Source organism: Bradyrhizobium sp. HKCCYLRH3061, assembly GCF_051168015.1.
Taxonomy (GTDB): domain Bacteria; phylum Pseudomonadota; class Alphaproteobacteria; order Rhizobiales; family Xanthobacteraceae; genus Bradyrhizobium.
Genome location: NZ_JBNPUE010000010.1, coordinates 1 through 22,539, shown reverse-complemented (window position 1 = coordinate 22,539; position 22,539 = coordinate 1). Strand labels below are relative to the sequence as shown.

The following is a 22,539-nucleotide window of genomic DNA, read 5'->3' as shown; positions in this document are numbered from 1 at the left end:
GGAGGAACGTAGGATGGTTTCGCGCAGGTCATTCCTGAAGAGCAGCGCCAGCGCGGCGCTGCTGGTGAGCGGCGCCCCGGCCGGCCTGATGGCGGCGGACGCCAAGAAGATTCGCTTCGGTGTCGGGCTCAAGGCGCTCAACGCCACCATCATCAATTGCGTGATCGGCGAGGCGCTCGGCTACAACGCGCAGGAAGGGTTCTCGCTCGATGTCCAGGCGCTCGGCACCAATGCCAACGTCCAGGTCGCGACCGACCGCGGCTCCGTCACCATCGGCGTCGGCGTGCCGTCGACGGCGCTGCCGCTGCTCGCCAAGCGCGAATGGGGTGGCGCGAAACTGTTCTATCAATATACCTATCCGTACAAATGGGACATCGCCGTCCCGCCCGGCTCCGCGCTCAAGAGCTACACGGACCTCAAGGGCAAGAAGATCGGCGTGTCCGACTTCGGCGCCACCGAATATCCGGTGACCAAGAACGTGCTGAAGGCGCTCGGCCTCGATCCGGACAAGGATGTGAGCTGGGTCGCGGTCGGCAACGGCACGCCGGCGGGCGTCGCCCTGCAGCGCGGCGTGATCGATGCGCTCGCCTATTTCGATACGGGCTTCGGCCAGATCGAGGCGGCTGGCATCGAGCTGGCCTATCTGCCGCGTCCGACCACGATCCCGATGGTCGGCGGTCAGTTCCTGATGGCGATGCCGCAGACGTTCGAGAAGGATAGGGATCTCCTGGTTGGCTTTGGCCGCTCGGTGTGCAAGGCGTCGCAATTCCTGCTCGCCAATCCGACCGCCGGCGCCAGGGCCTTTCTCAAGATGTACCCGGAGACGGCGCCGCGCGGTGCCAGCGAGGACGCGGCGGTCAAGGCCGTGCTGCAGTCGATCAGCCGCCGGATCAAGCTCTACGCGCCGCCCTATGCCGATACGAAGATGGGCGCGATCAACGAGCAGGAGTTCCGCACCGAGGCCGCGATGAACGGGCTGGACATCAAGGACTACAATGCGCTCTACACCAACGAGCTGATCGACAAGATCAACAATTTCGACGCCGTGAAGGTGAAGGCCGAGGCGGCTGCGTACAAGGGATGACGGTGGAGAGCCACGACAGCAGCACCGATCGCGGCCTTGCCGTGGTGACCGGAGCCAGCTCCGGCATCGGCCGCGCGGTTGCCGAGCGCCTGCTTGCCGGCGGCTGGCGCGTAACCGGCATCGACCGTGCAGCCTCGGCGCTGTCGCATCCGCGTTTTGCGAGCTTGCAGGCTGATCTGTCGGACCCGCCTGTGCTCATCGAGGTCCTGGCTGAGGTTGGTACGGTCACCGCGCTCGTCCATGCCGCAGGCTACATGCGGGTCGGCCGGCTCGGCGAGCTCGCACCTGACGACAGTGAGGGCATGTGGCGCGTCCATGTCGGCGCGGCTGAAGCGTTGGCCAACGCGCTGGCGCCTGATATGCGCGAGGGCGGGCGGGTCGTGCTGATCGGCAGCCGCACCGCCAACGGCGCGGCCGGCCGCAGCCAGTACGCCGCGACCAAGGCGGCACTCACCGGCCTCGCGCGCTCCTGGGCGATCGAGCTGGCGCCGCGCCAAGTCACCGTCAACGTCATCGCGCCAGCCGCCACGGACACGCCGTTCCTGCGCGACCGCAGCCGCGCCGGCACCGCGCCGGTGCTGCCGCCGATGGGCCGGTACGTCGATCCAGGCGAAGTGGCCGCGCTCACCGCCTTCCTGCTGTCGCCGGAAGCGGCTGCCATCACCGGACAGACCATCACCATCTGCGCCGGCGCCTCGCTCTGACGCGGCGCTCGCGACCACGATCAGGAGATTGACCATGACCGTTCGTATCGTCGACGTCCGCGAGGTGACGAAGCCGATCTCATCGCCGATCCGCAATGCCTATATCGATTTCACCAAGATGACGTCGAGCCTCGTTGCGGTCATCACCAATGTCGAGCGCAACGGGCATCCCGTGGTCGGCTACGGCTTCAACTCCAACGGCCGCTACGGCCAGGGGGGCCTGATTCGCGAGCGGTTTCGCGCGCGACTCCTCGAGGCGGATCCCGCCTCGCTGCTCGATGCCACCAAGGACAACATCGATCCGGACAGGGCCTGGACGGCGATGATGATGAACGAGAAGCCCGGCGGTCACGGCGAGCGCTCGGTCGCGGTCGGCACGTTGGACATGGCGATCTGGGACGCTGTTGCCAAGATCGCCGACAAGCCGCTGTTCCGTCTGCTCGCGGAGCGCCACAACCGCAAGGCCGATCCGCGCGTGTTCGTCTACGCCGCCGGCGGCTATTACTATCCCGGCAAGGATCTCTCGGCGCTGCGCCGGGAGATGCGCGGCTATCTCGAGCGCGGCTACAACGTCGTCAAGATGAAGATCGGCGGCGCGCCGATCGAGGAGGATCGCCAGCGCATCGAGGCCGTGCTCGACGAGATCGGTCCGAGCAACCAGCTCGCCGTCGACGCCAACGGCCGCTTCGACCTGGAGACAGCGATCGCCTACGCCAAGATGCTGCGCGACTATCCGCTGTTCTGGTACGAGGAGGCGGGCGATCCGCTCGACTATCATCTGCAGGCGACGCTCGCCGATTTCTATCCCGGCCCGATGGCGACCGGCGAGAACCTGTTCAGCCACCAGGACGCCCGCAACCTGATCCGCTATGGCGGCATGCGTCCGGACCGCGACTGGCTGCAGTTCGACTGCGCGCTGTCCTACGGCCTGTGCGAATATCTGCGCACGCTCGACGTGCTCAGGACCTACGGCTGGTCGCCGTCGCGTTGCATCCCGCATGGCGGCCACCAGATGTCGCTCAACATCGCCGCCGGCCTCGGCCTCGGCGGCAATGAGAGCTATCCCGACCTGTTCCAGCCCTATGGCGGCTTCCCCGACGGCGTTGACGTCATCGACGGCCACATCACGATGCCCGAACTCCCCGGCATCGGCTTCGAGGGCAAGTCGGATCTGCATGCGGAGATGCGCGCGCTGAGCGCTTGAGCCGCGCGCCGTTGAGCAGGGGCCTTCGAGACGCGCCGCAAGCCGCACTCTTCAGCATGACGGAAGCTGGCATCTCGAAGGGCGGCCCGGCGGCGGGGCTCACCAGACTCAATCCTCCAGCAGATTCTCCCGCAAGGTCGTGCCCGTATATCGCGTCCTGAACCGGCCGCGCCGCTGCAACTCGGGAACGACGAGATCGGCGAACTCCTCGAAGCAGCCGGGCGTGTAGGTCGCCGCCAGCATGAAGCCGTCGGCGCCGCCGTCATCCATGTAGTGCTCGATCTGGTCGGCGATGTCCTTGGCGGTGCCGACCGCGACCGGCATGCCCATGCCCTGCGCGTAGATCATCGCCGCCTCCTTCACCGTCACCGGCGCGCCGCCCTTGGCGTAGATGATCGACTCGAACAGACCCTGAATGCCCGGCACCTCGATGTTCTGCACGATGGCATTGCCGTCGAACTTGGAGAAATCCAGCCCGAAATGGCCGGACATCCAGGCCAGCGCGCCCTCCGGCGGAATGCACTCCTTGATTCGCGCGTACTTCTCCTGCGCCTCCGAGCGTGTTTCCGCGACCACGGTCTGCAGGCCGTAGATCAGCTTCACCGAACCCGGCTTGCGATCGAACTTGCCGGCGAGCCGCTCGTTCAGATCGCCGGCATATTGCCTCATGCGGTCGACGTTCGGATGCACGGCGAAGATCGCCTCGGCATGCTTGGCGGCGAAGTCGCGGCCCTGGTTGGATGAGCCGGCCTGCCATAGCACCGGCCGTCCCTGCGGGGAGGGCGCGCAAAAATGCCGGCCATGGCACTTGTAGTACTTGCCCTCGTGGTTCACGACCTTGATCTTGGCGGGATCAGCATAGATGCCGGACACCTTGTCGGCGATGATCGCATCCGGCTCCCAGGAATCCCACAGCTGGTAGCAGACCTCCATGTATTCCTCGAGCCGGTCGTAGCGGCCGCTGCGCTCGGTCATGGTGTGACCATAGGCATCCCATTCGCTCTTGGAGTAGGACGACACGATGTTCCAGGCGACGCGGCCGCCCGAGAGGTGATCGAGGCTCGAGAGCCTGCGGCACATCGAATAGGGATGCTCGAACGCCGTCGACAGGGTGACGCCGACGCCGAGATGCTTGGTCGCGGTGGTGATGATCGGCACGATCGTCGACGGCTCGTGGGTCGGGCACTGCACAGCCCATTTCACGATCGCGTCGGAGCTGTCCTCGTGTGTGTTGTAGGGCGCGAGCTCATCGGCGATGAACATGGCATCGAACATCCCGCGTTCCATCGTGCGGGCCATGTGCTGCCAGTATTCCGGCCGGGCGAAATCCCAGCCGATCTTGTCCCTGACGTGGCGCCACATTCCGGTGGCGTGACTGTTCACGCCGTGCTGGATGAATCCCAGAAGATGAGCCTTCTTCCTCGTGGTCGTCGTCATGCAATGCTCTCCTTGCGTCCGGAACTCGTCCAGTCCGTCATGAACTTCGGGTGGTCGGTGATCAGGCGCTCTTCTGCTCGACGAAGAAGGCGAGCCCGCATCCAGCCGCCGTCACCAGCGCAAGCAGCGGGCCGGCATAGATCATCGCGGGGGTGAAGCCGACGCCGGCAATGATGACGGCGGACGCGATCACCGAGATCGCTGCCAGCCCGCCATAGCCATAGTCGGGCACGTCGGTCGGCTCGGCGGCGCCGCTGCGATATTCGGCGATGGCGTTCTGCAGGCCGCGCCAGAATCCAGCGAGGAAGAACAGGGTGACGAGAATGCCGACGATGGTGATCAGGACGTACATGGTTGGCTCCTTTGGGATGTCAGAGGGACGGGCGCGCCGAGGACCGGCGCGCCTCGCGCAGCTATTCGGCCGGGGCAGAGACCTCGTCGCCGATACGCCGCAGGCCGGTGAGGTCGAAGTTCTCGCCGCCGATCAGACCCGCGATGACGACGGTCAGCCCGCTGATCGCGACGATCGACAGCGTTCCGATCAGCTCGCCGGCCGTGGCGTAGATCGGCATGCCCACGCCGATCGCCAGCGCGATGCCGCCGACGAAGCCGATCATGTTGGTCTTCGGCCACAGGATGGACAGCACCAGCGGCAGCAGGATCGAGGTCTTCAGCGCATAGGTCGTCAGCACCAATGTCGTGAAGTCGAGGCCGGAGAGCACGATGAGGGTCGCGATGATGCCGCCGAGCAGGACCGAAAGCTTGGTGATCACGAACAGGCTGCTCTCGGAGGTCTGCGGGAAGTAGCGCTTGACGATGTCGACGGCGACGACCGAGGACAGCGCGGCACTGGCGCCGTCGATGGTCGAGTAGCAGGCGGCGAGGATGACGAGCACGTAAAGCAGGACCAGAGTCAGACCGAGGCCGATATGGGAGACGATGTAGGGGCCGACCGCGACGATGTCGCCGCCGAAATCGGCCGGCTTGAGGCCATAGGCGATGCCGACCAGGCCGAGCATGCCCAGGCAGATCGGGATCGGATAGAACAGCGCGCCCGACCAGAGGAACACGCGGCCGACGTCGCGGCTCTTGATGGCCCAGACCTTCTGCCAGAATGTCTGGTCCGAGACCGTTGCCGCGAGGAGGCCGAACGCGAGCGTGATGCCGAAGCCCGCGGCGGCATCGGGACGCAGCACCGACAGGTTGCGGGCATCGGCCGCGCCGGCGGCGTTGAAGACAGCTTCCGATCCGCCCGGGATCGCGGCATACACCGCGGCCACGACAATCGCGGCCGGCACGGTGATCATCAGCGTGTTGAGCGTTCCGGTCATCACGCTCGTCCACAAGCCTCCGAAGTATGAATAGGCGAGCACGCAGATGATGCCGACGACGGTCGCCACCTTCCAGTCGATCCCGAACACCGTCGAGACGACGACGGAGGTGCCCTTGAGATTGATCAGGATCTCCAGGATGATTCCGAAGATCATCGTCACGGTGACGATTGCGGTCGCGGCCTTCGATCTGCCGAACCGGTACTCGATGAACTCGGAGATCGTGTAGCCCTCCGGCATGTTCTTGCGCAGGATGCGGGCGAACGGGATCATCGCCATGACCGCGAAGCCGTTGGGCACCACGAACCAGAACAGGCCGGAGAGGCCCCATTGATACGTCATCGCCGAGCTCATCATCACCGCCATGGCCCAGGTCCAGACGGCGATCACCGAACCGACGCCGAAACCGAAGCCGACTCGGCGGTCGGCGATGATGAAGTCGTGAGTGTTTCGAACGAGCAAGCTCTTCACGGCATAGGACAGGGCGAGTGAGAACAGGCCTAGTCCGATCATCGACGCATACCCGAGGGTCGGCGTCAGGCTCGGCATCGCGGCAAAGATCGATTTGTCCATTGCGATTTCTCCGGGGTTCAGGAACTTTGGTGAAGCGTGTGATAGTTGCGGGCGTGGTAGAGCAGCGGCGCGCCGCCGCCCGCATGGGCGGAGGTCACGTCGCAGAGCACGATGGCGTGGTCACCGGACGGGATCAGATCGACGATGGCAGTGCCCAGCTGTCCGAGAGCGCCCGCGATCAGCGGCGCCTGGCCGGCGCCTTCGATCGTCGCCACGTCATCATAGGAGCCGGGTGCGAGCTTGCTCGCGAAGCGATCGGACAATGCCCGTTGGCCGGCGCTGAGGACGGAAATCCCAACGCTCATACCGACGCCGAGGCAGGCGTAACTCTGGCTGTTCTGCGCGACGCAGAACAACACCCGTGGCGGCTGCAACGAGACCGACGTGACCGAGGTGGCCGTGAAGCCATGGAGCTGTCCGCCGCGCCGGAACGTCACGATGCAGACGCCGGATGCGAGCTGGCTGAACACGTCCTTGAAGCCCTGTCGTATGTCGCCGGCGGAAGTGATCGTGGCTTCGAGCGCGCTCATGACATCTGACCTTCGAAAGCGAGTGTGCGATTGTCCCTGAGCGGGCGGATCACCTGCTTCATGAACGGACCGGCGTCACGCATCGGGTCGTCGAACTGACAGACGATGCGATCGAGGCCCAAGGCCTGCAGCTGGGGGATGCGGTTGCGGATGTCCTCGAAGGAACCGATCAGGCCGAGCTCGAAGCCGGCGTTGGAATCGACCATCTGTTCCTCGCCGAGCGCGGCCCAGGCGGCGGCACCGGAGCTGCCGATCACCTTGCGGAAGAAGTCGATCGTCTGTGAATTGCGGCGACCTACGACCGTCTTCCAACGCTGCCTTGCCTGCTCGGTCGTCTCGGTCGCGATGACGTAGGCATTCGCTGCGATCAGGATCGTCCGGCCCCAGCTGTTGGCCTCCTGACGTACCGCCTCGATGCGCCGCTTCAGCTCCTCGTCGCCCATGCCATTGAGGAACAGGCAATGGCCCCATTCCGCCGCCATCTGCATGGCGCGGCCGGAGTGGCCGGCGATCCACACCTCCGGCAGGGCGTTCTGGTCAAGGCCATAGGTCGGTGGCTGCTTGAGCTCGACCGGCTGCGCCTCTCCAGGCGGAGCGCCCGTCCCGGCAATTTCGGCAGGCGGCTGAAACAGGCCATAGAGCGTGCGCAGGAATTCGCCGGCGCGGTCGTAACGTCCGTCATGATCCAGCCAGTCGACGCCGGACAGGTCGAACTCCTCCTTCCACCAGCCGCAGACGATATTCATGCCGAGCCTGCGCTCCGCGATCTTCGACAGCGTGTCGAGCATCCGGGCGACGAGGAACGGCGAGCGGAAGCCGGGCTTGATGGCGCCGCAAAGCCCGACCTTGCTGGTGACGGCGGCGATCGCCGCCAGAATGCTCCAGGCGTCGGCGACGCTCTCGCTCGGGCCATGGATGCAGTTGAGCAGGTTCTCCGAGGCGTAAAGGAAGTCGAACCCGAGCGCTTCGGCCTGCTGGGCGATCGCGAGACAGGCGGCAACGTCAGGGCCGGTCGGTGCGTCCAGCGAACGCAGCCAGCCGCCATAGACGGGAAGCCAGATGCCGAACTCCATCACGCGACCCCGCATGCTGCGAAGGAGGCGCGCGGAGCACGATCATGGATCGGTGCCTCGTCGGTGGGTGTCGCAGAAGGTGCAGGCGGCATATCCTCGCTGTCCTCGCTCGAAAGCCTTCGTGCGAAGTAATTAGCAAGCGTCTTGCCAAACCGGGTCGCGTGCAGGCGTATGCGGTCGGTGCTGAAAATAGCGGCGTGATTGATCGATAAAACGTCCTGAAGTGCCTGCGGCGAAAGCAGATCGGAACTACTTATTCATTCAGTTCATGCGCACTGAAGTGTATGAATGATGCGGCGCCGCTTTTGATGCTGGTCCCTGCGAGGATGAAACGAATTCATCGAAAGCGATGGGAGTGACTGGTTTGACGGCAGGCCGGCTCGGGAACTGGTTCGAATTTGTCCGTGGGAGCGCATTCGGCGGCGAGCCGGACGTCGCCGAGGCCCAGGAGAGTCCATGACCTTCGAGCAAATGAGGATCTTCCTCGAAGCCGCTCATTTTGGCAGCTTCACCCATGCTGCCGAGCGGCTGGGCCTCACGCAATCGGCGGTCAGCGTCTCGATCAAGAAGCTGGAGGAGAAGCTCGACGTCCCGCTGTTCGACCGCTCCGGGCGCCGGCTGATGCTGACCGAGGCCGGACAGGTGCTGTTGAACGAGGCCGAGCGGATCCTGCGTGACATCGAGCTGACGATGCGCCGTGTCGAAGGCCGGCGTCCCGCCTCACCGTCCGCGCTGGTGGCATGCACCGCCAGTGCCTACGACTTCTGGATGCCGCATCTTCTGGCGCGGGACAATGGTCCCGGCGCGTTCGGTGTCGATCTCGTCCGTGGCAGCGTCAACGAGGTAGCGGCTTATGTGATGCGGGGAACGGCGGATGCGGGGGTGACCAGCGCCATGCCGAGCCACCCGCAGTTCCGCCAGGTCGCCGTGTTCGCCGACCGACTGGTGCTATGCGCTCATCCCGAGCGGGCGCAGCACGTGCCGGCCGATCTGAGCTGGAAGTCGCTGGCCGAGCAGGCGCCCTTGTTGTGGGAGCACGGCGAGCTGACGCAGACGCTGACCGCGGCGCTCGTCTCTCACCGGGTCGAGCCCGAGCGTGTGGCGCATCCCGTCCTCAAGCTGTCGTCGAGCACGGCGGTGATCTCGGCGCTGCTTGGCGGCCGCCATATCGGCTTCGTGTCGGATCGCGCCGCGCAGCCGTGGCTGGCGTCGGGGCGGCTCGTGCGGATCGGAACGCCGGAGATTCCCGTGCGCTATTGGCTGTTCGGCCTGCGTGAGCACGACATCGACAGGTTCGTGGCGCTGTTCGGTGCGCACGTGGAATAGCTCCGGCCGCGCGCCTGCGCGGTGAGGGGCGATGACTGCCCGACGGGCAATCTGCTCATGACAGCTCTGCGTGAACTGCCCGTCGAGCCAGTTTGCCGCACCGTTGCGGCCTTGTGTCGTCGGGCAAATCAGGACGATGTTCCCACGCATCCCGCCTCACTCGGAGGGGCGTTGCGCGCGATCGTCACGACACGCGAGGCGGGGAGGCGATGGCCGCGAGGTGCCGCAGCGTAGCTTGCTACGCGGACGAACGGCAGCTTGCGGACGTGAAGTCGTGTGGTCCTGACCTCCCGGTGCCGAGGTCAAGTCGACGCCAGCGCTTGACGCGCTGCGTTGATGACGGGGGCAATCAAGCCGGTCCCCGGGGAGAGCGCGAAGTAAGCGTAAGCCCGTCGCGCAGGGAATGCCGGATGTTCGGCTGAACCTGTGGTACCTGCCGCCTGCATTTTTTTCGCAGGCGGGCCATGGGTGAGGCCTTCACCCGGCATTCCCTGCGCCCTCCGACCTGATGAGGGCGACGACGACCGGCAGAGCTCGGGCGAGATACGCCGCGGGAATGCAGGCGTGCGCCAAAATGTAACTGTCGTCCCGGGCAAGCCACGACGGCGCGAAGCGACGGCGTGGTGCTGACCCGGGACCCATAGCCACAGGACGATGTCATTGCACACGATGGGGGACCAGCGTCGTGTTTCAACAGCCGCCGGTGGTTATGGGGCCCTGCGTTCGCAGGGACGGCAGCGAAGGAATGCAGGAAGACCACGGATCGCAGCTAAGGGCAGATCCCAATGCGCGAGCCATCCGGCGTCTGGCAGGCGACGCTTCGCGCAGGCGCCTACGCCTTCGCCGCCTTCGACGCCAGCGCATCGGCCACCGCGGTGCGGATGTCGGCGACCGAGAACGGCTTGGTGATGACGTCGTGAGCGATTGCGCTGAGATTCGACGCCCGCTCGCGCTGATGGGCAAAGCCGGTCATCAGCAGGATGGTGAGGTCGGGAAAATCGCGTGCTGCCGACAGTGCCAGCGCGATGCCGTCCATGATGGGCATCTGGATGTCGGTCAGCAACAGGTCGAAGGCGCCGGCCTCGCGCGTCAGGATGTCGAGCGCCTCGGCACCGTCCTGCGCCGTCACGATCTCATGTCCATCCATGGCAATGGCGCGCGCGACCAAGGTCCGCATCGAATCTTCGTCGTCGGCGATCAGCACGCGCGACATGTCGTTTCGTCTCCGTGTCGTGGGCCCCGCGGGCGACCCACGAGACCGGAACCATCATGCACTGCCGGCGGCGAGATCGCGCCGGTTGAAGAACCGTATATCGATATTGCGGCCTTCGGGAGGGGGCGAGGCGAGCCGCGACTTGAACGTCGTGCGCTCACCGGGCTTGAGCGCGGTCTGCTCGAGCAGGGTGTTCCAGGCGTAGATCTCGGTGCCCTGCGCGTCACGGACGCTGAAGCGCAGCCGCGGCAGGTCGACCGCCTTCTTCGTCAGGCTGACGATCGTCCCCTCGATCACCAGCACCGGCTTGCCGTCGACGGTTTCGGTCGCGACCTTCACGTCCTTGAAGCTCAGGCCGCGCAGGTTCACCTCGAGCCCGACCAGCTTGTAGAACGACGCCGTCTGTGGCAGCAGCCTGACGACGTCGGCGCGCCACACCACCAGCGCAATCGTGAGCGCCGCCATGGCGGCCGTCAGCACCGGCAGGTTCAACAGCCTATTGCCTGGGACATCCGGCAATTTCGGGCGCCTGATGAGCGTGCGGAGACCGGCGAGGCGCGAAGCCCCGCTCTGCACCGGCTGCTCGGCCTCTTCGGTGTCGTCCTCGGGCTCGGCGAGCGCGTCCTCGGGCCAGCCGGCGGCCAGCGGCGGACTTTCCACATCGGGTGTCCGTTCGTCGTCGTCTTCCTGGCGGGCGAGGGCTTCCCACTCGTCGGCGGCGTCACGCGGCGCGGCGGCCGCGCCGGCCTCCGCCATGGCAGGCATGGGGGCGGGCGCCTCGACCGCATCCTCCGGTCGCGCCAGCCAGACCTCCTTGCAACGGGAACAGCGTACGCTGCGGCCGGCCATACCCAGGGTTGCCAAGTCGATGGCATAAGATGTCGTACAATGAGGGCAAACGATGAACATCGCGCCGGTTCTCCAACGGCCATTGCCGCTTTGTTTCCGACAGTTCGTGCTACAAGGACCGCCATGTCGACGAACTTCGGAACTCAATCGCGCCAATGGTACACGGCGACCGTTAACGAACCGGAAACCATAACGGGCGCTCAATCGGGCCATCGTACCGCTGAGCTTGGAGCGTGCGGGTCTGCCGCGCACGCGGTCGAACGGAGCTGACGCTTTGGTTCGGTTCGAAAATGTTGGGCTGCGCTATGGACTGGGGCCGGAGATCCTCCGCGACCTCAGTTTCCAGGTTCCGGCCCATTCCTTCCAGTTTCTCACTGGCCCGTCGGGCGCCGGCAAGACCTCGCTGCTGAAGCTGCTGTTCCTGTCGCTGCGGCCGACCCGCGGCCTGGTCAATCTGTTCGGCTACGACATCTCGCTGCTCAGCAAGGAGGAGATCGCCGATCTGCGCAAGCGCATCGGCATCGTGCTGCAGGATTTCCGGCTGCTCGACCACATGACGACCTACGAGAACGTGGCGCTGCCGTTTCGGGTCATGGGCCGCGACGAGTCGAGCTACCGCAAGGAGGTCATCGACCTCCTGAAATGGGTCGGCCTCGGCGAGCGCATGGATGCGCTGCCGCCGATCCTGTCGGGCGGCGAGAAGCAGCGCGCGGCGATCGCGCGCGCCGTGATCTCGCGGCCGCAGCTGCTGCTCGCGGACGAGCCGACCGGCAATGTCGATCCGACACTGGGTCGCCGCCTTCTGCGGCTATTCATCGAGCTGAACCGCTCGGGCACGGCGGTGATCATCGCAACCCATGACATCACGCTGATGGACCAATACGAGGCCCGCCGGCTGGTGCTGCATCAGGGACGATTGCACATCTATGAGTAGCGTAGACGATCGCGGCCTTCTGGTCGATCTCGGCGACGACCGCCCGCAACTGCCGGCGCAGGCCCGCATCGTGTCGCCGATCGTGCCGCGCGCCTCGATCGCGGGCCGCGCGCTGGTCGCCGTGGTCGCGATCATGACCTTCCTGGCCTCGATCACGACCGGTGGCGTGCTGCTGGTCAGCGAGTCCGCGGCCGAGTGGCAGTCGGAGGTGGCGAGCGAGATCACGGTCCAGGTCCGTCCCAAGACCGGCCGCGACATCGAGCGTGACATTGCCCTGGTGACGGACGCGATGCGGGGGCAGTCGGGCATCGTCGAGGTCCGGCCCTTTACCAAGGAGGAATCCAGCAAGCTGCTGGAGCCGTGGCTCGGCAGCGGCCTGTCGTTCGACGAGCTTCCGGTGCCGCGCGTGATCATTGCGCGCGTCCAGCCCGGCACCAGCTTCGATCTCAACGCCCTGCGCACCCGCGTGACCCAGGTTGCGCCGACCGCCAGCGTGGACGACCATCGCGCCTGGATCGAGCGGATGCGCTCGATGACCGGCGCGACCCTGTTTGCAGGCTTCGGCATTCTCGTGCTGGTGATCGCGGCCACCATCATCTCGGTGTCGTTCGCGACCCGCGGCGCGATGGCCGCGAACCGGCCGATCGTCGAGGTGCTGCACTTCGTCGGCGCCGGCGACCGCTACATCGCCAATCACTTCCTGCGGCACTTCCTGCAGCTCGGACTGGAGGGGGGCGTGATCGGCGGCGGCCTTGCGATGCTCGGATTCGGATTCTCTGAGTCGATCGCCAACTGGTTCTCCGGCACCCCCGTCGGCGATCAGTTCGCGGCGTTGCTGGGGACGTTCTCGCTGCGCCCGCTCGGCTATGTCGCGATCGCGCTGCAGGCCGTGGTGATCGCCGCGGTGACCGGCTGGGCCGCACGCCGGACCCTGTTCACGACGCTGGCGAGCATCGACTGATGGCGGCTTCTATCCCCAGCCGTCTCGTTGCGGATTTCACTTGGCCCGAAAACCGCCTAAAATCGTCTGCGCCGGGGTGAGGCAGGACGGGGTGAGCTGGGTCACGAACACGGCGGAGGTCGCGCGCCAGGATCGGCGGCGAGCGAACGTGATCGGGAGGCCGGCGAAACCTGCCTGCGTTCCCGGACTTGAACGACGGGATCGCGCGACGGCATGGCGCCGCGCGCAGGCAGGCAAGGACAAGCCAGGCGTTGCATGGAGCCGGAGACCGACCATAGCAGGCGAAAGCTGCCGCTCACCGTGGCGGTGTGGCGGACGGTCGCGGGCGCCGTGGCGACGCTCGGGGTCGGTTTTTTCGTCGCGGCGGTCGGTTTCGTCGGCTTCCTTTCGCAATTGCGGGGCGCCGAGATCCAGCCCGAGCGCAAGGCGGACGGAATCGTGGTCCTGACCGGCGGCTCGTCACGCGTATCGGACGCGGTGGAACTCCTGGCGGGAGGCTATGGCCGGCGGCTGCTGATCTCCGGCGTGCACCCGACCAACGAGGCGAGCGACATCACCCGGTCGCTGCCCGAGGCGCGATCGTTCATCAACTGCTGCGTCGATCTGGATTATTCCGCGATCAACACCCGCAGCAACGCCGCGCAGACGCGGCGATGGGCCAGCGAGCGCGGCTTCAAGTCGCTGATCGTGGTGACGTCGAACTATCACATGCCGCGGGCCATCGTTGAACTGTCGCATGCGATGCCGGGCATGGATCTCATTCCCTATGCCGTCGTCGGCGAGAAATGGCGCGACGAGCCGTGGTGGACCAGCGCGCCGACGGTGCGACTTCTGCTGTCCGAATATGCCAAATATGTCGCCGCCGAGATGCGGCTGCGGCTGGCCGATCTCGGCCTCGATCTCGCGCCCGAGGTCGATCCGCCAACCGGCTCGGTGTCGCGCCGACCGACGACGGCGCAAGCGAATTGAACTGGGTTTCTGATGGTCTCGATCTTCCTGCGTTCGCTGTTGTTCAACATCCTGTTCTACCCGAACTTCGTGCTCTGGGCGCTGATCGCGTTGCCGACCCTGGCGATGCCCCGCAAGGCGCTGCTGCGCGTCGCCAACTGGTGGGCGCAGAGCAACATCGTGTTGATGCGCGTCGTCTGCAACATCCGCGTCGAATATCGCGGCGTCGAGAAGATCCCGAAGGGGCCGCTGATCGTCGCCGCCAAGCATCAGTCGATGTGGGAGACGATCTCGCTGCTGCATTTCTTCGATGCGCCGTTCTTCGTTCTCAAGCGCGAGCTGCTGCGGATTCCCTTGTTCGGACAGTATCTCGTCAAGGCGGACATGATCGCGATCGACCGCAGCGCCGGCGCCCGCGCGTTGAAGCAGGTGATGCGGCGGGCGGCGGAGGAGGTGAAGCATGGCCGTCAGTTCGTGATCTTCCCGGAAGGCACCCGGCGCCCGGCGGGCGCACCGCCGGACTACAAGGGCGGCGTCGGTTTGATCTACACGGATTGCGGCGTACCCTGCCTGCCGGTGGCCCTGAATTCGGGTTTGTTTTGGCCACGCCGCACATTTCTGCGCTATCCGGGCACGCTCGTTGTGGAGTTTCTCGATCCGCTGCCGCCTGGCCTGCCGCGCGATGAGTTCATGGCGCGGATTCAGGGTGTCATCGAAGAGGCGACCGGCCGGCTCGTCGCCGCGGGGCAAGCGGAACAGGCGCAGTTGTTTGGCGGGGTGCGGGCGCCGGTGAAGGCTTGAGGGCTATGTCTTGCCTGGCGCAGGATGCAGCGAGTGGCCGTCATCGTGCAGCATCGTCGCCAGCCGATGCAACTGCGTATCGCGAAAGCCCTGCGCCTCGATCGCCTTCACGGTCGAGATCACGTAGTCGCGATTGGCGCCGGACTGGCCGTGACCCTGGCGCACATGGCGCAACTGCTCCTGCGGCGACAGCCGGCCGGCATATTGCACATGGCCGCGATCGACCACATAGACCAGCGCGCTCACCCGCTCGCGCGCCTCGTTCTCGAGCCACACCGAGCGCGTCACTTCGCGATAGACCGAGGTCACCTGCTCACGTTCCCGCAAGTAGGCGATGGTCTCGTCGCGCTTGTCTGCTGCGACCCGAAACGCAATGCCGCGACACGCGCCGCCGCGATCGAGACCGAGGACGAGGCCCGGCTTCTCCGGCGTTCCGCGGTGGACGAACGAGTAGACGCACAGCGCGCGATGCTCGCCGATCAGCCGAGCCGGCACCTGCTCGAGAAAGGCGAATCCGGGCCGCCACATCAGCGAGCCGTAGCCAAAGACCCAGAGGTCGCCGTGGGGAAGGTCGGGTTCGGAGAGGGTCATTGCGGACATCAATGCGGAAGCCTAAGTACGGTGCTCGCGAATTGTTAATTTAGATACACAATCCGTGATCGCCGAATTGCCAAAATTGCTGCCCAAAGGGTGTCCTGCATGTCTCGTTCGCCGCAACCGCCGCGCAGGCGCTCTCGCTGGGGGCTTTTCATCGCTCCCGTCCTGCTCCTGATCGCCGCTGTTGCGTGGAGCGCATTCTGGTTCTTCGCCGCTTCGCAAGTGGATGTCCAGGCCGACGCCTGGCGTGCGCGCGAAGCAAAATCGGGACGCGTCTATGACTGCGCGAAGCGCTCGGTCGCGGGCTTCCCGTTCCGGCTCGAGGTCCGCTGCACGGATCCAAGCGTGGCGCTGTTTTCGCAGGCGGCCGGTACGCCCTTGATGAATGCGAAGCTCGACGAGATCCTCGTCGTCGCCCAGGTTTGGGACCCGAAGCGGATCATCGCGGAGTTCAAGGGACCCGCGACGATTGCCGATGGTCGTGGACCGGCGTCGTTCTCCGTGAACTGGCGCGTCGGCGAGGCCAGCGTCCGCGGCCTCCCGGGGCCGCCGCAGCGCGCCGACCTCGTGTTCGAACAACCGACCATCGACCGCATCGAGGGCAACACCGCCGTGCCCGCAGCGCGCGCCGATCATGCCGAATTGCACGGCCGTCTCGCCGACGGCACGCCGTCCGATCATCCGGTGCTGGAGACTGCGCTGCAGATCGAAAACGGCAGCATCCAGGGCGGTCATCCGCTGCTGGCCGAACCGTTCAATGCCGACATCCAGGCCCGCGTCACCGGGCTCAAGGACTTCCGGCCCAAACCCTGGCCGGAGCGGTTTCGCGAGATCCAGGCCGCCGGCGGTCATGTCGAGATCGTCCAATCGCGCATCCAGCAGGGCGAGTTGCTCGCCGTTGCCTCGGGCACGCTCAGCCTGACCGCCAACGGCAACATCGATGGCGAGGTGCAGATGACGGTCGCCGGGATCGAAAAGGTCATCCCGGCGCTCGGCCTCGACAAGATGCTCGAGAACGGCGTGCCGCAGGGAACGCTCGACCGCGTGGCGCCCGGTGTGAAGTCGCAGGACGTCAACAACCTGCTCGGTGCGCTCGACCGCGCCATTCCTGGCCTCGGCAAGATCGTCAAGCAGAACGCCAATGTCGGCGTCGCACTCGGCATCAATGCGCTCGGCAAGGAGGCCACCCTCGAAGGCCGCAAGGCGCGGACCTTCCCGCTGCGGTTCTCCGACGGCGTCGTCGTGCTCGGTCCGTTCAAGGTCGCCCGTGTCCCGCCGCTGTTCTGACCTCAGCTCTTCTTCAACTGCGGCAGCGGCCGGCCGAAATCCGGCGCCGCCGAATCCTGGCCGATATCGACGATGCCGCGGCGGATCGCGCGCGTGCGGGTGAAGTGATCGAACAGCGCCTCGCCGTCGCCGCGCCGGATCGCCCGCGTCAGCTTCGACAGGTCCTCGGTGAAGGTGCCGAGCATGTCGAGCACGGCATCCTTGTTGCTCAGGAAGATGTCGCGCCACATCGTCGGATCGGAGGCGGCGATGCGGGTGAAGTCGCGGAAGCCGCCGGCGGAGAATTTGATCACTTCGGACTCGGTCACCTGCGCCAGCTCGTCGGCGGTGCCGACGATGGTGTAGGCGATCAGATGCGGCAGGTGGCTGGTGATCGCGAGCACGCGGTCGTGATGGTCCGGCGTCATGATCTCGACCTTGGCGCCGAGCGCCGTCCAGAACGCACGCAGACGATCGATCGCGCCGGCATCGACGCCGTCGGGCGGCGTCAGGATGCACCAGCGGTTGATGAACAGCTCGGCGAAGCCGGAATCCGGCCCGGAATTCTCGGTGCCGGCCACCGGATGGGCCGGCACGAAGTGGACGTTCGCCGGAAGATGCGGCGCCATGTCGCGCACGATCGCGCCTTTCACCGAGCCAACGTCGGAGACGACGGCGCCCGGCTTCAGATGCGGCGCGATCTCGGCCGCAACCGGACCGCAGGCGCCGACGGGAATGCAGAGGATGACGAGATCGGCGTCCTTGACCGCCTCTTCATTGCTCGCGACGACGCGGTCGACGACGCCAAGCTCGGCGACACGCGCGCGCGTCTTCTCCGAGCGCGCCGTGGTGACGATCTCGCCGGCCACGCCCTGCAGCCGCGCCGCGCGCGCGATCGAGCCGCCGATCAGGCCGAAGCCGATCAGCGCGACGCGTTCGAATCGCCCCGCGACGCTCATGTCGCCCTCATGAATTCGCTGAGAGCCTCCACGACTAGACGATTGGCCTCCTCGGTGCCGATCGTCATGCGCAACGCGTTCGGCAGCTTGTAGTTGGCGAGCGCGCGCAGCACGAGGCCGCGCCGGGTCAGGAATTCGTCGGCCTCGACCGCGGTCTTGCCCTTGTCGGTCGGGAAGTGGATCAGGATGAAATTGGTGACACTCGGCGTCACCTTCAGCCCAAGCTTGCCGATCTCCTCGGTCAGCCAGTTGCGCCACGTTTCCGTGTGCGTCTTCGACATCTGCTGATGCGCGGTGTCCTCGATCGCGGCGACCGCCGCGAGCATCGCCGGCGAGGAAACGTTGAACGGCCCGCGGATGCGGTTGATCGCATCGACGATATGCGCCGGGCCGAACATCCAGCCGACGCGGAGCGCCGCGAGCCCGTGGATCTTCGAGAACGTATGGGTGACCACGGTGTTCTCGGTCGTGGCGACCAGCTCGAGCCCGAACTCATAGTCGTTGCGCGAGACGTAATCGGCATAGGCGGCGTCGAGCACCAGCACGACCTGCGACGGCAGGCCGGCGCGCAGCCGCTTGACCTCGTCGAACGGGATGTAGGTGCCGGTCGGGTTGTTCGGGTTGGCGAGCCAGACCAGCTTGGTGCGCGGCGTCACCGCGGCAAGGATGGCGTCGACGTCGGTGCGATACTCCGTCTCCGCGGCAACCACGTTCCTGGCGCCGCAGGCCATGGTCGCAATCGGATAGACCAGGAAGCCGTGCGCGGTCGAGATCGCCTCGTCGCCTTGGCCGAGAAAGGTGTGTGCCAGCAGATTGAGGATCTCGTCGGAGCCGGCGCCGCAGACGATGCGGTCGGGATCGAGGCCGTAGGTGCGGCCGATCGCCTGGCGCAGCACCCGTGAAGTCCCTTCCGGATAATCTTCCAGGTGAGTGGCCGCACTCTTGAATGCCTCGATCGCCCTCGGCGAGGGGCCGAACGGGGTCTCATTGGCCGACAGTTTGAAAACCTTGCGGCCCGGCTCCGGCTGGGGACTCTTGCCCGGCGTATAGGGCGCGATATCGAGGATGCCGGGGTTCAGCACGGGGCGGTTCATCATCAACTCCGGAAAATTATCACTGGCGCGGGGCGTCTCAGCTCGGAACCGTATAGCGTTTCGCATGGCCGCCGACGAGGGCGGCGGAGCGTACCGAGGCGCCCGCCGCGATCAGGGCAGCCTTGATCTTGTCGAGGTTCGACGGCGACTCGATCGATACCAGCAGTGCGGCGCCGTCGAAGGCGGTATCGGGCACCGCGATGACGTCGGCGAGCGGCGACAGCGCCCGCGACACCTGCGCATTCCAGCCGGAGACGCGGATGCTCCAGGTCTCGACCTCGAGCACCAGCGCATCGTCGGCGACGCGCGACACCGCGAACACCGGCAGCGCGGCGGGATGGTCGGCGCGCTCGATGAACGGCATCCGCGCGATGATCTTTGGCGCGCCCACGGGCTCGAGCGTGATCCACCACGGCGTATGGCCGGAGGTCGTCGACACCAGCGCGAGATCGCCTTTCGAGCGCGCCACGGCCTCGACCGCGGCTTGCGCGCTGAAATGCGGCACGTAGGGCACCACGAATCCGAAATGGAACCTGGCGGAATCGCGCATCGCGGATTCGCCGACCGACACGTCGGCATGCACCGAGAACGGCGCCTGCACATAGGTGAAGGTCGAGACGATGACGCGCCAGATCCCCTCGACGGTGTCGAGCGGCAGGATGCCGCGATGGCGCTGCACCAGGCGGCGCATCATGTCGGCCTCGCGCGCGGGCCTGAACGCCGAGCCGACCTCCTGGGTCTTCTTGACCTTGATCAGCCGGTCGATGATGTCGGCCCTGTTCATCAGCAACTGATGGACCTGCTCATCGATGGCATCGATCTCCTTGCGCAGATCGGCGAGCGAGGGCGGGGCGGGCGGCGGGTTCGACATGGTCCGTGTCACTCTTCGCGAGGCCACGGGAAAACCTGCGGCCAAAGGAACGGATGCCGTTCTCTCCGATGCCGCGGACCTGCGCAACAGCAAGTTTACCTTGCGCCATCCAGGCTTGGCTGACCTGCGGCAGAGCGCCCGACCAACGGTCAACCCCAGCTTGCCTTGACGAATAGCGCCCGCGGGACTAGTTTCTGCCCGTTCCGTGGTCATTTGAGCCGGCCGGCTTGCAGCCACGTTAAAAAACTCGCTAAACAGGCCGGGGACGTTATCGATCCCGGCCGAACCCCAGTTCAGGCCGGGTTTTTCATGGCCTGATGTGTCACGTGGTTCGGGAGCCCTGGCCGGATGGCTGGGGTGAGAGACATGACAGGTCTGACGCCGAAGTCCAAATCTGCGACGTCCAAATCTGCGACGTCCAAATCCGCGACGCCTACATCCGCGTTGCGCACGGTCGCGCCCGACGAGCGCTCGCACGAGGTCGATCATCCGAGCTCGCCGGTGGCGCAGTTCGGCGCCGACAAGCCGCTCAGGCTCGATTGCGGCGTCGACCTGTCGCCGTTCCAGATCGCCTACCAGACCTACGGCGAGCTCAATGCCGACCGGTCGAACGCGGTGCTGGTCTGCCACGCGCTGACCGGCGACCAGCACGTCGCCAACCGCCATCCCGTCACCGGCAAGCCCGGCTGGTGGGAGACGCTGGTCGGCCCCGGCCGCCCGCTCGATCCCGGCCGCTATTTCATCATCTGCTCCAACGTGATCGGCGGCTGCATGGGCTCGACCGGGCCGGCCTCGCTGAACCCCGCCACCGGCAAGGTGTGGGGGCTCGATTTCCCGATCATCACCATCCCCGACATGGTCCGCGCGCAGGCGATGCTGATCGACCATCTCGGCATCGACACGCTGTTCGCCGTGGTCGGCGGCTCGATGGGCGGCATGCAGGCGCTGCAATGGACGGTGGCCTATCCGCAGCGCGTGTTCGCCAATCTCGCGATCGCCTGCGCGACGCGCCACTCGGCGCAGAACATCGCCTTCCACGAGCTTGGCCGCCAGGCCGTGATGGCCGATCCCGACTGGGATCACGGCCGTTACGCCGACAAGGGCACGCATCCGCATCGCGGCCTGGCTGTGGCGCGCATGGCTGCGCACATCACCTACCTCTCCGACGCCGCGCTGCATCGCAAGTTCGGCCGCCGCATGCAGGACCGCGAGCTGCCGACGTTCTCCTTCGACGCCGATTTCCAGGTCGAGAGCTACCTGCGCTACCAGGGATCGTCCTTCGTCGAGCGCTTCGACGCCAACTCCTATCTCTATCTGACGCGGGCGATGGATTATTTCGACATCGCCGGCGACCATGACGGCGTGCTGGCGGCGGCGTTTCGCGGCATCAAGACCCGTTTTTGCGTGGTGTCGTTCACCAGCGACTGGCTGTTTCCGACTGCGGAGTCGCGCGCGCTGGTGCATGCGCTCAACGCCTCCAGCGCGCGGGTGTCGTTCGCCGAGATCGAGACCGACCGGGGCCACGACGCGTTCCTGCTCGATGTCCCCGAGTTCTTCGAGATCGCCAGCGCGTTTCTCGATTCCGCCGGCAAGGCGCGCGGGCTTGCCCATGCGAAGGGAGACTGAGCCATGAGCATGCAGGGTGTGCTGCCGCTGAACGGCTTCACTGGCGGCGAGGTGCTGGCCTATCGGCCTGATCATCTGCTGGTCGCCGGCATGGTCGAGCGCGGCTCCAAGGTGCTCGACATCGGCTGCGGCGATGGCGATCTGCTGCAACTGCTGGAAAGCCGCGGCATCGACGGCCGCGGCATCGAGCTGTCCCGCGAGGGCGTCAACCATTGCGTCGCCAAGGGGCTCGCGGTCGTGCAGGGCGACGCCGATACGGATCTCGTCGATTATCCGGACGACGCGTTCGACTACGTGATTCTGTCGCAGACCCTGCAGGCGACGCGGCAGCCCAAGGTCGTGCTGGAGAACCTGCTGCGCATCGGCCGCCGCGCCATCGTCACCTTTCCGAATTTCGGCTTCTGGCGGCTGCGGCTGCAGTTGCTGGTCGGTGGCCACATGCCGCGCACCGACAATCTGCCCTTCACCTGGTACGACACGCCGAACATTCATTTCTGCACCATCAAGGACTTCGTGCAGCTCTGCGACGAGATCGGCGTCAAGATGGAGCGCGCCGTCGCCCTCGATAGTTACGGCCGTCCCCTGCGCGTCGCCATGCCCTGGTGGTTCTGGAACATGTTCGGCGAGCAGGGGGTGTTTCTGCTGAGCAGGGGTGAGCGGCGGTAGGGAACCGAGCGCAGCCCCGCGGCGCTGCCGAAGTTTGGTCCTCGCTCTCTCCCTACGTCATGGCCGGGCTTGTCCCGGCCATCCACGTCTTGCAGTATGACGACATGGCGAGCGGCTACGTGTATTTCATGACCAATCGTCCGAATGGCACGCTGTACGTCGGTGTGACCAGTGATCTCGTGCGCCGGGTGTATCAGCACCGATCTGGCCTCGTCGACGGCTTCACTACGCGATATGGTTTGAAGCGGCTCGTTTACTTCGAAGTCTTCGACGACATTCAGAGCGCGATCCAGCGCGAGCACAACATCAAGCATTGGTCACGTGCCTGGAAGGTCGGGCTGATCATTGCAACTAATCCAGATTGGGACGATCTCTTCGATACGATCACAATGTAAATCGTATTTGCGGAGCGACGTGGATGGCCGGGACAAGCCCACGGCTGTCCGGTTCAGCTTCCGCATATTGCGAGGCTCAACTGTTGTGGGTTTTTGG

23 protein-coding genes and 1 riboswitch are annotated in these 22,539 nt (G+C 65.8%); of the genes, 12 read left to right on the top strand and 11 right to left on the bottom strand.

What is annotated here, in order from left to right:
- Positions 1-13 precede the first annotated feature (13 nt).
- The 3 genes from ACQR2C_RS17425 to ACQR2C_RS17415 are packed head-to-tail and all read left to right on the top strand — an operon-like array spanning position 14 to position 2,992.
- Complete coding sequence (locus ACQR2C_RS17425) at positions 14-1,084, top strand: ABC transporter substrate-binding protein (RefSeq protein ID WP_434874378.1); 1,071 nt, start codon at positions 14-16, stop codon at positions 1,082-1,084.
- On the top strand, positions 1,081-1,788 hold the full coding sequence (locus ACQR2C_RS17420; protein ID WP_434881702.1) for an SDR family NAD(P)-dependent oxidoreductase: 708 nt from the start codon (positions 1,081-1,083) through the stop codon (positions 1,786-1,788). The genes ACQR2C_RS17425 and ACQR2C_RS17420 overlap by 4 nt, the downstream gene beginning before the upstream one ends.
- Before the next feature lie 34 nt (positions 1,789-1,822).
- Positions 1,823-2,992 carry a mandelate racemase/muconate lactonizing enzyme family protein gene (locus tag ACQR2C_RS17415; protein WP_434881701.1) on the top strand — a complete coding sequence of 390 codons (1,170 nt, stop codon included), beginning with the start codon at positions 1,823-1,825 and terminating at the stop codon, positions 2,990-2,992.
- A gap of 108 nt (positions 2,993-3,100) precedes the next feature.
- Here the strand turns inward: ACQR2C_RS17415 and ACQR2C_RS17410 are convergent, their stop codons facing one another.
- The 5 genes from ACQR2C_RS17410 to ACQR2C_RS17390 form a co-directional block, all read right to left on the bottom strand.
- Positions 3,101-4,429 carry an LLM class flavin-dependent oxidoreductase gene (locus ACQR2C_RS17410; RefSeq protein WP_434881700.1) on the bottom strand — a complete coding sequence of 443 codons (1,329 nt, stop codon included), beginning with the start codon at positions 4,427-4,429 and terminating at the stop codon, positions 3,101-3,103.
- A gap of 61 nt (positions 4,430-4,490) precedes the next feature.
- Entirely contained in the window at positions 4,491-4,781 is a 291-nt protein-coding gene (locus ACQR2C_RS17405) for a hypothetical protein (protein ID WP_315805706.1), read from the bottom strand.
- A 61-nt stretch (positions 4,782-4,842) separates the two neighbouring features.
- Positions 4,843-6,333: a sodium:solute symporter family transporter gene (locus tag ACQR2C_RS17400; RefSeq protein ID WP_434881699.1), complete on the bottom strand. Its 1,491-nt coding sequence runs from the start codon at positions 6,331-6,333 to the stop codon at positions 4,843-4,845.
- 17 nt (positions 6,334-6,350) lie between these two features.
- A complete protein-coding gene (locus ACQR2C_RS17395; RefSeq protein ID WP_434848140.1) occupies positions 6,351-6,863 on the bottom strand; it encodes a flavin reductase family protein in 513 nt (170 codons plus the stop codon).
- Positions 6,860-7,936: an LLM class flavin-dependent oxidoreductase gene (locus ACQR2C_RS17390; protein WP_434864167.1), complete on the bottom strand. Its 1,077-nt coding sequence runs from the start codon at positions 7,934-7,936 to the stop codon at positions 6,860-6,862. The genes ACQR2C_RS17395 and ACQR2C_RS17390 overlap by 4 nt, the downstream gene beginning before the upstream one ends.
- A 456-nt stretch (positions 7,937-8,392) precedes the next feature.
- Here ACQR2C_RS17390 and ACQR2C_RS17385 point away from each other — a divergent pair, with 456 nt between their 5' ends.
- The gene (locus ACQR2C_RS17385) at positions 8,393-9,262 is read left to right on the top strand and encodes a LysR family transcriptional regulator (RefSeq protein WP_434881698.1); all 870 of its coding nucleotides are present in this window, start codon (positions 8,393-8,395) and stop codon (positions 9,260-9,262) included.
- Positions 9,263-10,094: 832 nt separating this feature from the next.
- Here the strand turns inward: ACQR2C_RS17385 and ACQR2C_RS17380 are convergent.
- Positions 10,095-10,475: a response regulator gene (locus ACQR2C_RS17380; RefSeq protein WP_315805711.1), complete on the bottom strand. Its 381-nt coding sequence runs from the start codon at positions 10,473-10,475 to the stop codon at positions 10,095-10,097.
- Between the two features lie 54 nt (positions 10,476-10,529).
- The gene (locus tag ACQR2C_RS17375) at positions 10,530-11,384 is read right to left on the bottom strand and encodes an MJ0042-type zinc finger domain-containing protein (protein WP_434881797.1); all 855 of its coding nucleotides are present in this window, start codon (positions 11,382-11,384) and stop codon (positions 10,530-10,532) included.
- 214 nt (positions 11,385-11,598) lie between these two features.
- Here ACQR2C_RS17375 and ftsE point away from each other — a divergent pair, with 214 nt between their 5' ends.
- The 4 genes from ftsE (at position 11,599) to ACQR2C_RS17355 (ending at position 14,968) form a co-directional block, all read left to right on the top strand.
- On the top strand, positions 11,599-12,258 hold the full coding sequence (ftsE, locus tag ACQR2C_RS17370) for a cell division ATP-binding protein FtsE (RefSeq protein ID WP_315805713.1): 660 nt from the start codon (positions 11,599-11,601) through the stop codon (positions 12,256-12,258).
- Positions 12,251-13,219 (top strand): cell division protein FtsX, encoded by a 969-nt coding sequence (locus tag ACQR2C_RS17365; RefSeq protein ID WP_315805714.1) that lies wholly within the window; start codon positions 12,251-12,253, stop codon positions 13,217-13,219. Before ftsE ends, ACQR2C_RS17365 begins: the two co-directional genes overlap by 8 nt.
- Positions 13,220-13,474: 255 nt before the next feature.
- Complete coding sequence (locus ACQR2C_RS17360) at positions 13,475-14,188, top strand: YdcF family protein (RefSeq protein ID WP_434873097.1); 714 nt, start codon at positions 13,475-13,477, stop codon at positions 14,186-14,188.
- A 12-nt stretch (positions 14,189-14,200) separates the two neighbouring features.
- Positions 14,201-14,968, top strand: a complete 768-nt coding sequence (locus ACQR2C_RS17355; RefSeq protein WP_434881697.1) for a lysophospholipid acyltransferase family protein — start codon at positions 14,201-14,203, stop codon at positions 14,966-14,968.
- Positions 14,969-14,971: 3 nt separating this feature from the next.
- Here the strand turns inward: ACQR2C_RS17355 and ACQR2C_RS17350 are convergent, their stop codons facing one another.
- Positions 14,972-15,568, bottom strand: coding sequence for a gamma-glutamylcyclotransferase (locus ACQR2C_RS17350; protein WP_434881696.1), 597 nt, complete (start codon positions 15,566-15,568; stop codon positions 14,972-14,974).
- A gap of 99 nt (positions 15,569-15,667) precedes the next feature.
- On the opposite strand from ACQR2C_RS17350, the gene ACQR2C_RS17345 reads away from it, so the two are divergent.
- Positions 15,668-16,852 carry a DUF2125 domain-containing protein gene (locus ACQR2C_RS17345; protein WP_434881695.1) on the top strand — a complete coding sequence of 395 codons (1,185 nt, stop codon included), beginning with the start codon at positions 15,668-15,670 and terminating at the stop codon, positions 16,850-16,852.
- 2 nt (positions 16,853-16,854) lie between these two features.
- Here ACQR2C_RS17345 and ACQR2C_RS17340 read toward each other — a convergent pair whose 3' ends face one another.
- From ACQR2C_RS17340 to ACQR2C_RS17330, 3 genes are read right to left on the bottom strand one after another with little or no spacing between them, the layout of a single operon-like run.
- The gene (locus ACQR2C_RS17340; RefSeq protein WP_316183686.1) at positions 16,855-17,790 is read right to left on the bottom strand and encodes a prephenate/arogenate dehydrogenase family protein; all 936 of its coding nucleotides are present in this window, start codon (positions 17,788-17,790) and stop codon (positions 16,855-16,857) included.
- Entirely contained in the window at positions 17,787-18,884 is a 1,098-nt protein-coding gene (gene hisC, locus ACQR2C_RS17335) for a histidinol-phosphate transaminase (protein WP_434881694.1), read from the bottom strand. The genes ACQR2C_RS17340 and hisC overlap by 4 nt, the downstream gene beginning before the upstream one ends.
- A gap of 37 nt (positions 18,885-18,921) precedes the next feature.
- The gene (locus tag ACQR2C_RS17330; protein ID WP_434837980.1) at positions 18,922-19,755 is read right to left on the bottom strand and encodes a chorismate mutase; all 834 of its coding nucleotides are present in this window, start codon (positions 19,753-19,755) and stop codon (positions 18,922-18,924) included.
- 195 nt (positions 19,756-19,950) lie between these two features.
- A riboswitch (SAM riboswitch) is annotated at positions 19,951-20,030 on the top strand.
- 82 nt (positions 20,031-20,112) lie between these two features.
- On the opposite strand from ACQR2C_RS17330, the gene metX reads away from it, so the two are divergent.
- From metX to ACQR2C_RS17315, 3 genes are read left to right on the top strand one after another with little or no spacing between them, the layout of a single operon-like run.
- On the top strand, positions 20,113-21,381 hold the full coding sequence (metX, locus tag ACQR2C_RS17325) for a homoserine O-acetyltransferase MetX (protein ID WP_434881693.1): 1,269 nt from the start codon (positions 20,113-20,115) through the stop codon (positions 21,379-21,381).
- Positions 21,382-21,384: 3 nt separating this feature from the next.
- Entirely contained in the window at positions 21,385-22,047 is a 663-nt protein-coding gene (gene metW, locus ACQR2C_RS17320) for a methionine biosynthesis protein MetW (protein ID WP_316183684.1), read from the top strand.
- Positions 22,048-22,106: 59 nt separating this feature from the next.
- Positions 22,107-22,442 carry a GIY-YIG nuclease family protein gene (locus ACQR2C_RS17315; RefSeq protein ID WP_434881692.1) on the top strand — a complete coding sequence of 112 codons (336 nt, stop codon included), beginning with the start codon at positions 22,107-22,109 and terminating at the stop codon, positions 22,440-22,442.
- Positions 22,443-22,539 lie beyond the last annotated feature (97 nt).

Excerpts from the sequence above, each read along its gene's own strand:
- ACQR2C_RS17355 (WP_434881697.1), top strand. The coding sequence starts at position 14,201 with ATGGTCTCGATCTTCCTGCGTTCGCTGTTGTTCAACATCCTGTTCTAC.
- ACQR2C_RS17425 (WP_434874378.1), top strand. The coding sequence starts at position 14 with ATGGTTTCGCGCAGGTCATTCCTGAAGAGCAGCGCCAGCGCGGCGCTG.
- ACQR2C_RS17380 (WP_315805711.1), bottom strand. The coding sequence starts at position 10,475 with ATGTCGCGCGTGCTGATCGCCGACGACGAAGATTCGATGCGGACCTTG.
- ACQR2C_RS17405 (WP_315805706.1), bottom strand. The coding sequence starts at position 4,781 with ATGTACGTCCTGATCACCATCGTCGGCATTCTCGTCACCCTGTTCTTC.
- ACQR2C_RS17400 (WP_434881699.1), bottom strand. The coding sequence starts at position 6,333 with ATGGACAAATCGATCTTTGCCGCGATGCCGAGCCTGACGCCGACCCTC.
- ACQR2C_RS17395 (WP_434848140.1), bottom strand. The coding sequence starts at position 6,863 with ATGAGCGCGCTCGAAGCCACGATCACTTCCGCCGGCGACATACGACAG.
- metW (WP_316183684.1), top strand. The coding sequence starts at position 21,385 with ATGAGCATGCAGGGTGTGCTGCCGCTGAACGGCTTCACTGGCGGCGAG.
- ACQR2C_RS17420 (WP_434881702.1), top strand. The coding sequence starts at position 1,081 with ATGACGGTGGAGAGCCACGACAGCAGCACCGATCGCGGCCTTGCCGTG.
- ACQR2C_RS17350 (WP_434881696.1), bottom strand. The coding sequence starts at position 15,568 with ATGTCCGCAATGACCCTCTCCGAACCCGACCTTCCCCACGGCGACCTC.
- ACQR2C_RS17360 (WP_434873097.1), top strand. The coding sequence starts at position 13,475 with ATGGAGCCGGAGACCGACCATAGCAGGCGAAAGCTGCCGCTCACCGTG.
- ACQR2C_RS17340 (WP_316183686.1), bottom strand. The coding sequence starts at position 17,790 with ATGAGCGTCGCGGGGCGATTCGAACGCGTCGCGCTGATCGGCTTCGGC.
- ACQR2C_RS17330 (WP_434837980.1), bottom strand. The coding sequence starts at position 19,755 with ATGTCGAACCCGCCGCCCGCCCCGCCCTCGCTCGCCGATCTGCGCAAG.
- ACQR2C_RS17365 (WP_315805714.1), top strand. The coding sequence starts at position 12,251 with ATGAGTAGCGTAGACGATCGCGGCCTTCTGGTCGATCTCGGCGACGAC.
- hisC (WP_434881694.1), bottom strand. The coding sequence starts at position 18,884 with ATGAACCGCCCCGTGCTGAACCCCGGCATCCTCGATATCGCGCCCTAT.
- ACQR2C_RS17390 (WP_434864167.1), bottom strand. The coding sequence starts at position 7,936 with ATGGAGTTCGGCATCTGGCTTCCCGTCTATGGCGGCTGGCTGCGTTCG.
- ACQR2C_RS17415 (WP_434881701.1), top strand. The coding sequence starts at position 1,823 with ATGACCGTTCGTATCGTCGACGTCCGCGAGGTGACGAAGCCGATCTCA.
- ACQR2C_RS17315 (WP_434881692.1), top strand. The coding sequence starts at position 22,107 with ATGGCCGGGCTTGTCCCGGCCATCCACGTCTTGCAGTATGACGACATG.
- ACQR2C_RS17345 (WP_434881695.1), top strand. The coding sequence starts at position 15,668 with ATGTCTCGTTCGCCGCAACCGCCGCGCAGGCGCTCTCGCTGGGGGCTT.
- ACQR2C_RS17385 (WP_434881698.1), top strand. The coding sequence starts at position 8,393 with ATGACCTTCGAGCAAATGAGGATCTTCCTCGAAGCCGCTCATTTTGGC.
- ACQR2C_RS17375 (WP_434881797.1), bottom strand. The coding sequence starts at position 11,384 with ATGTTCATCGTTTGCCCTCATTGTACGACATCTTATGCCATCGACTTG.
- ACQR2C_RS17410 (WP_434881700.1), bottom strand. The coding sequence starts at position 4,429 with ATGACGACGACCACGAGGAAGAAGGCTCATCTTCTGGGATTCATCCAG.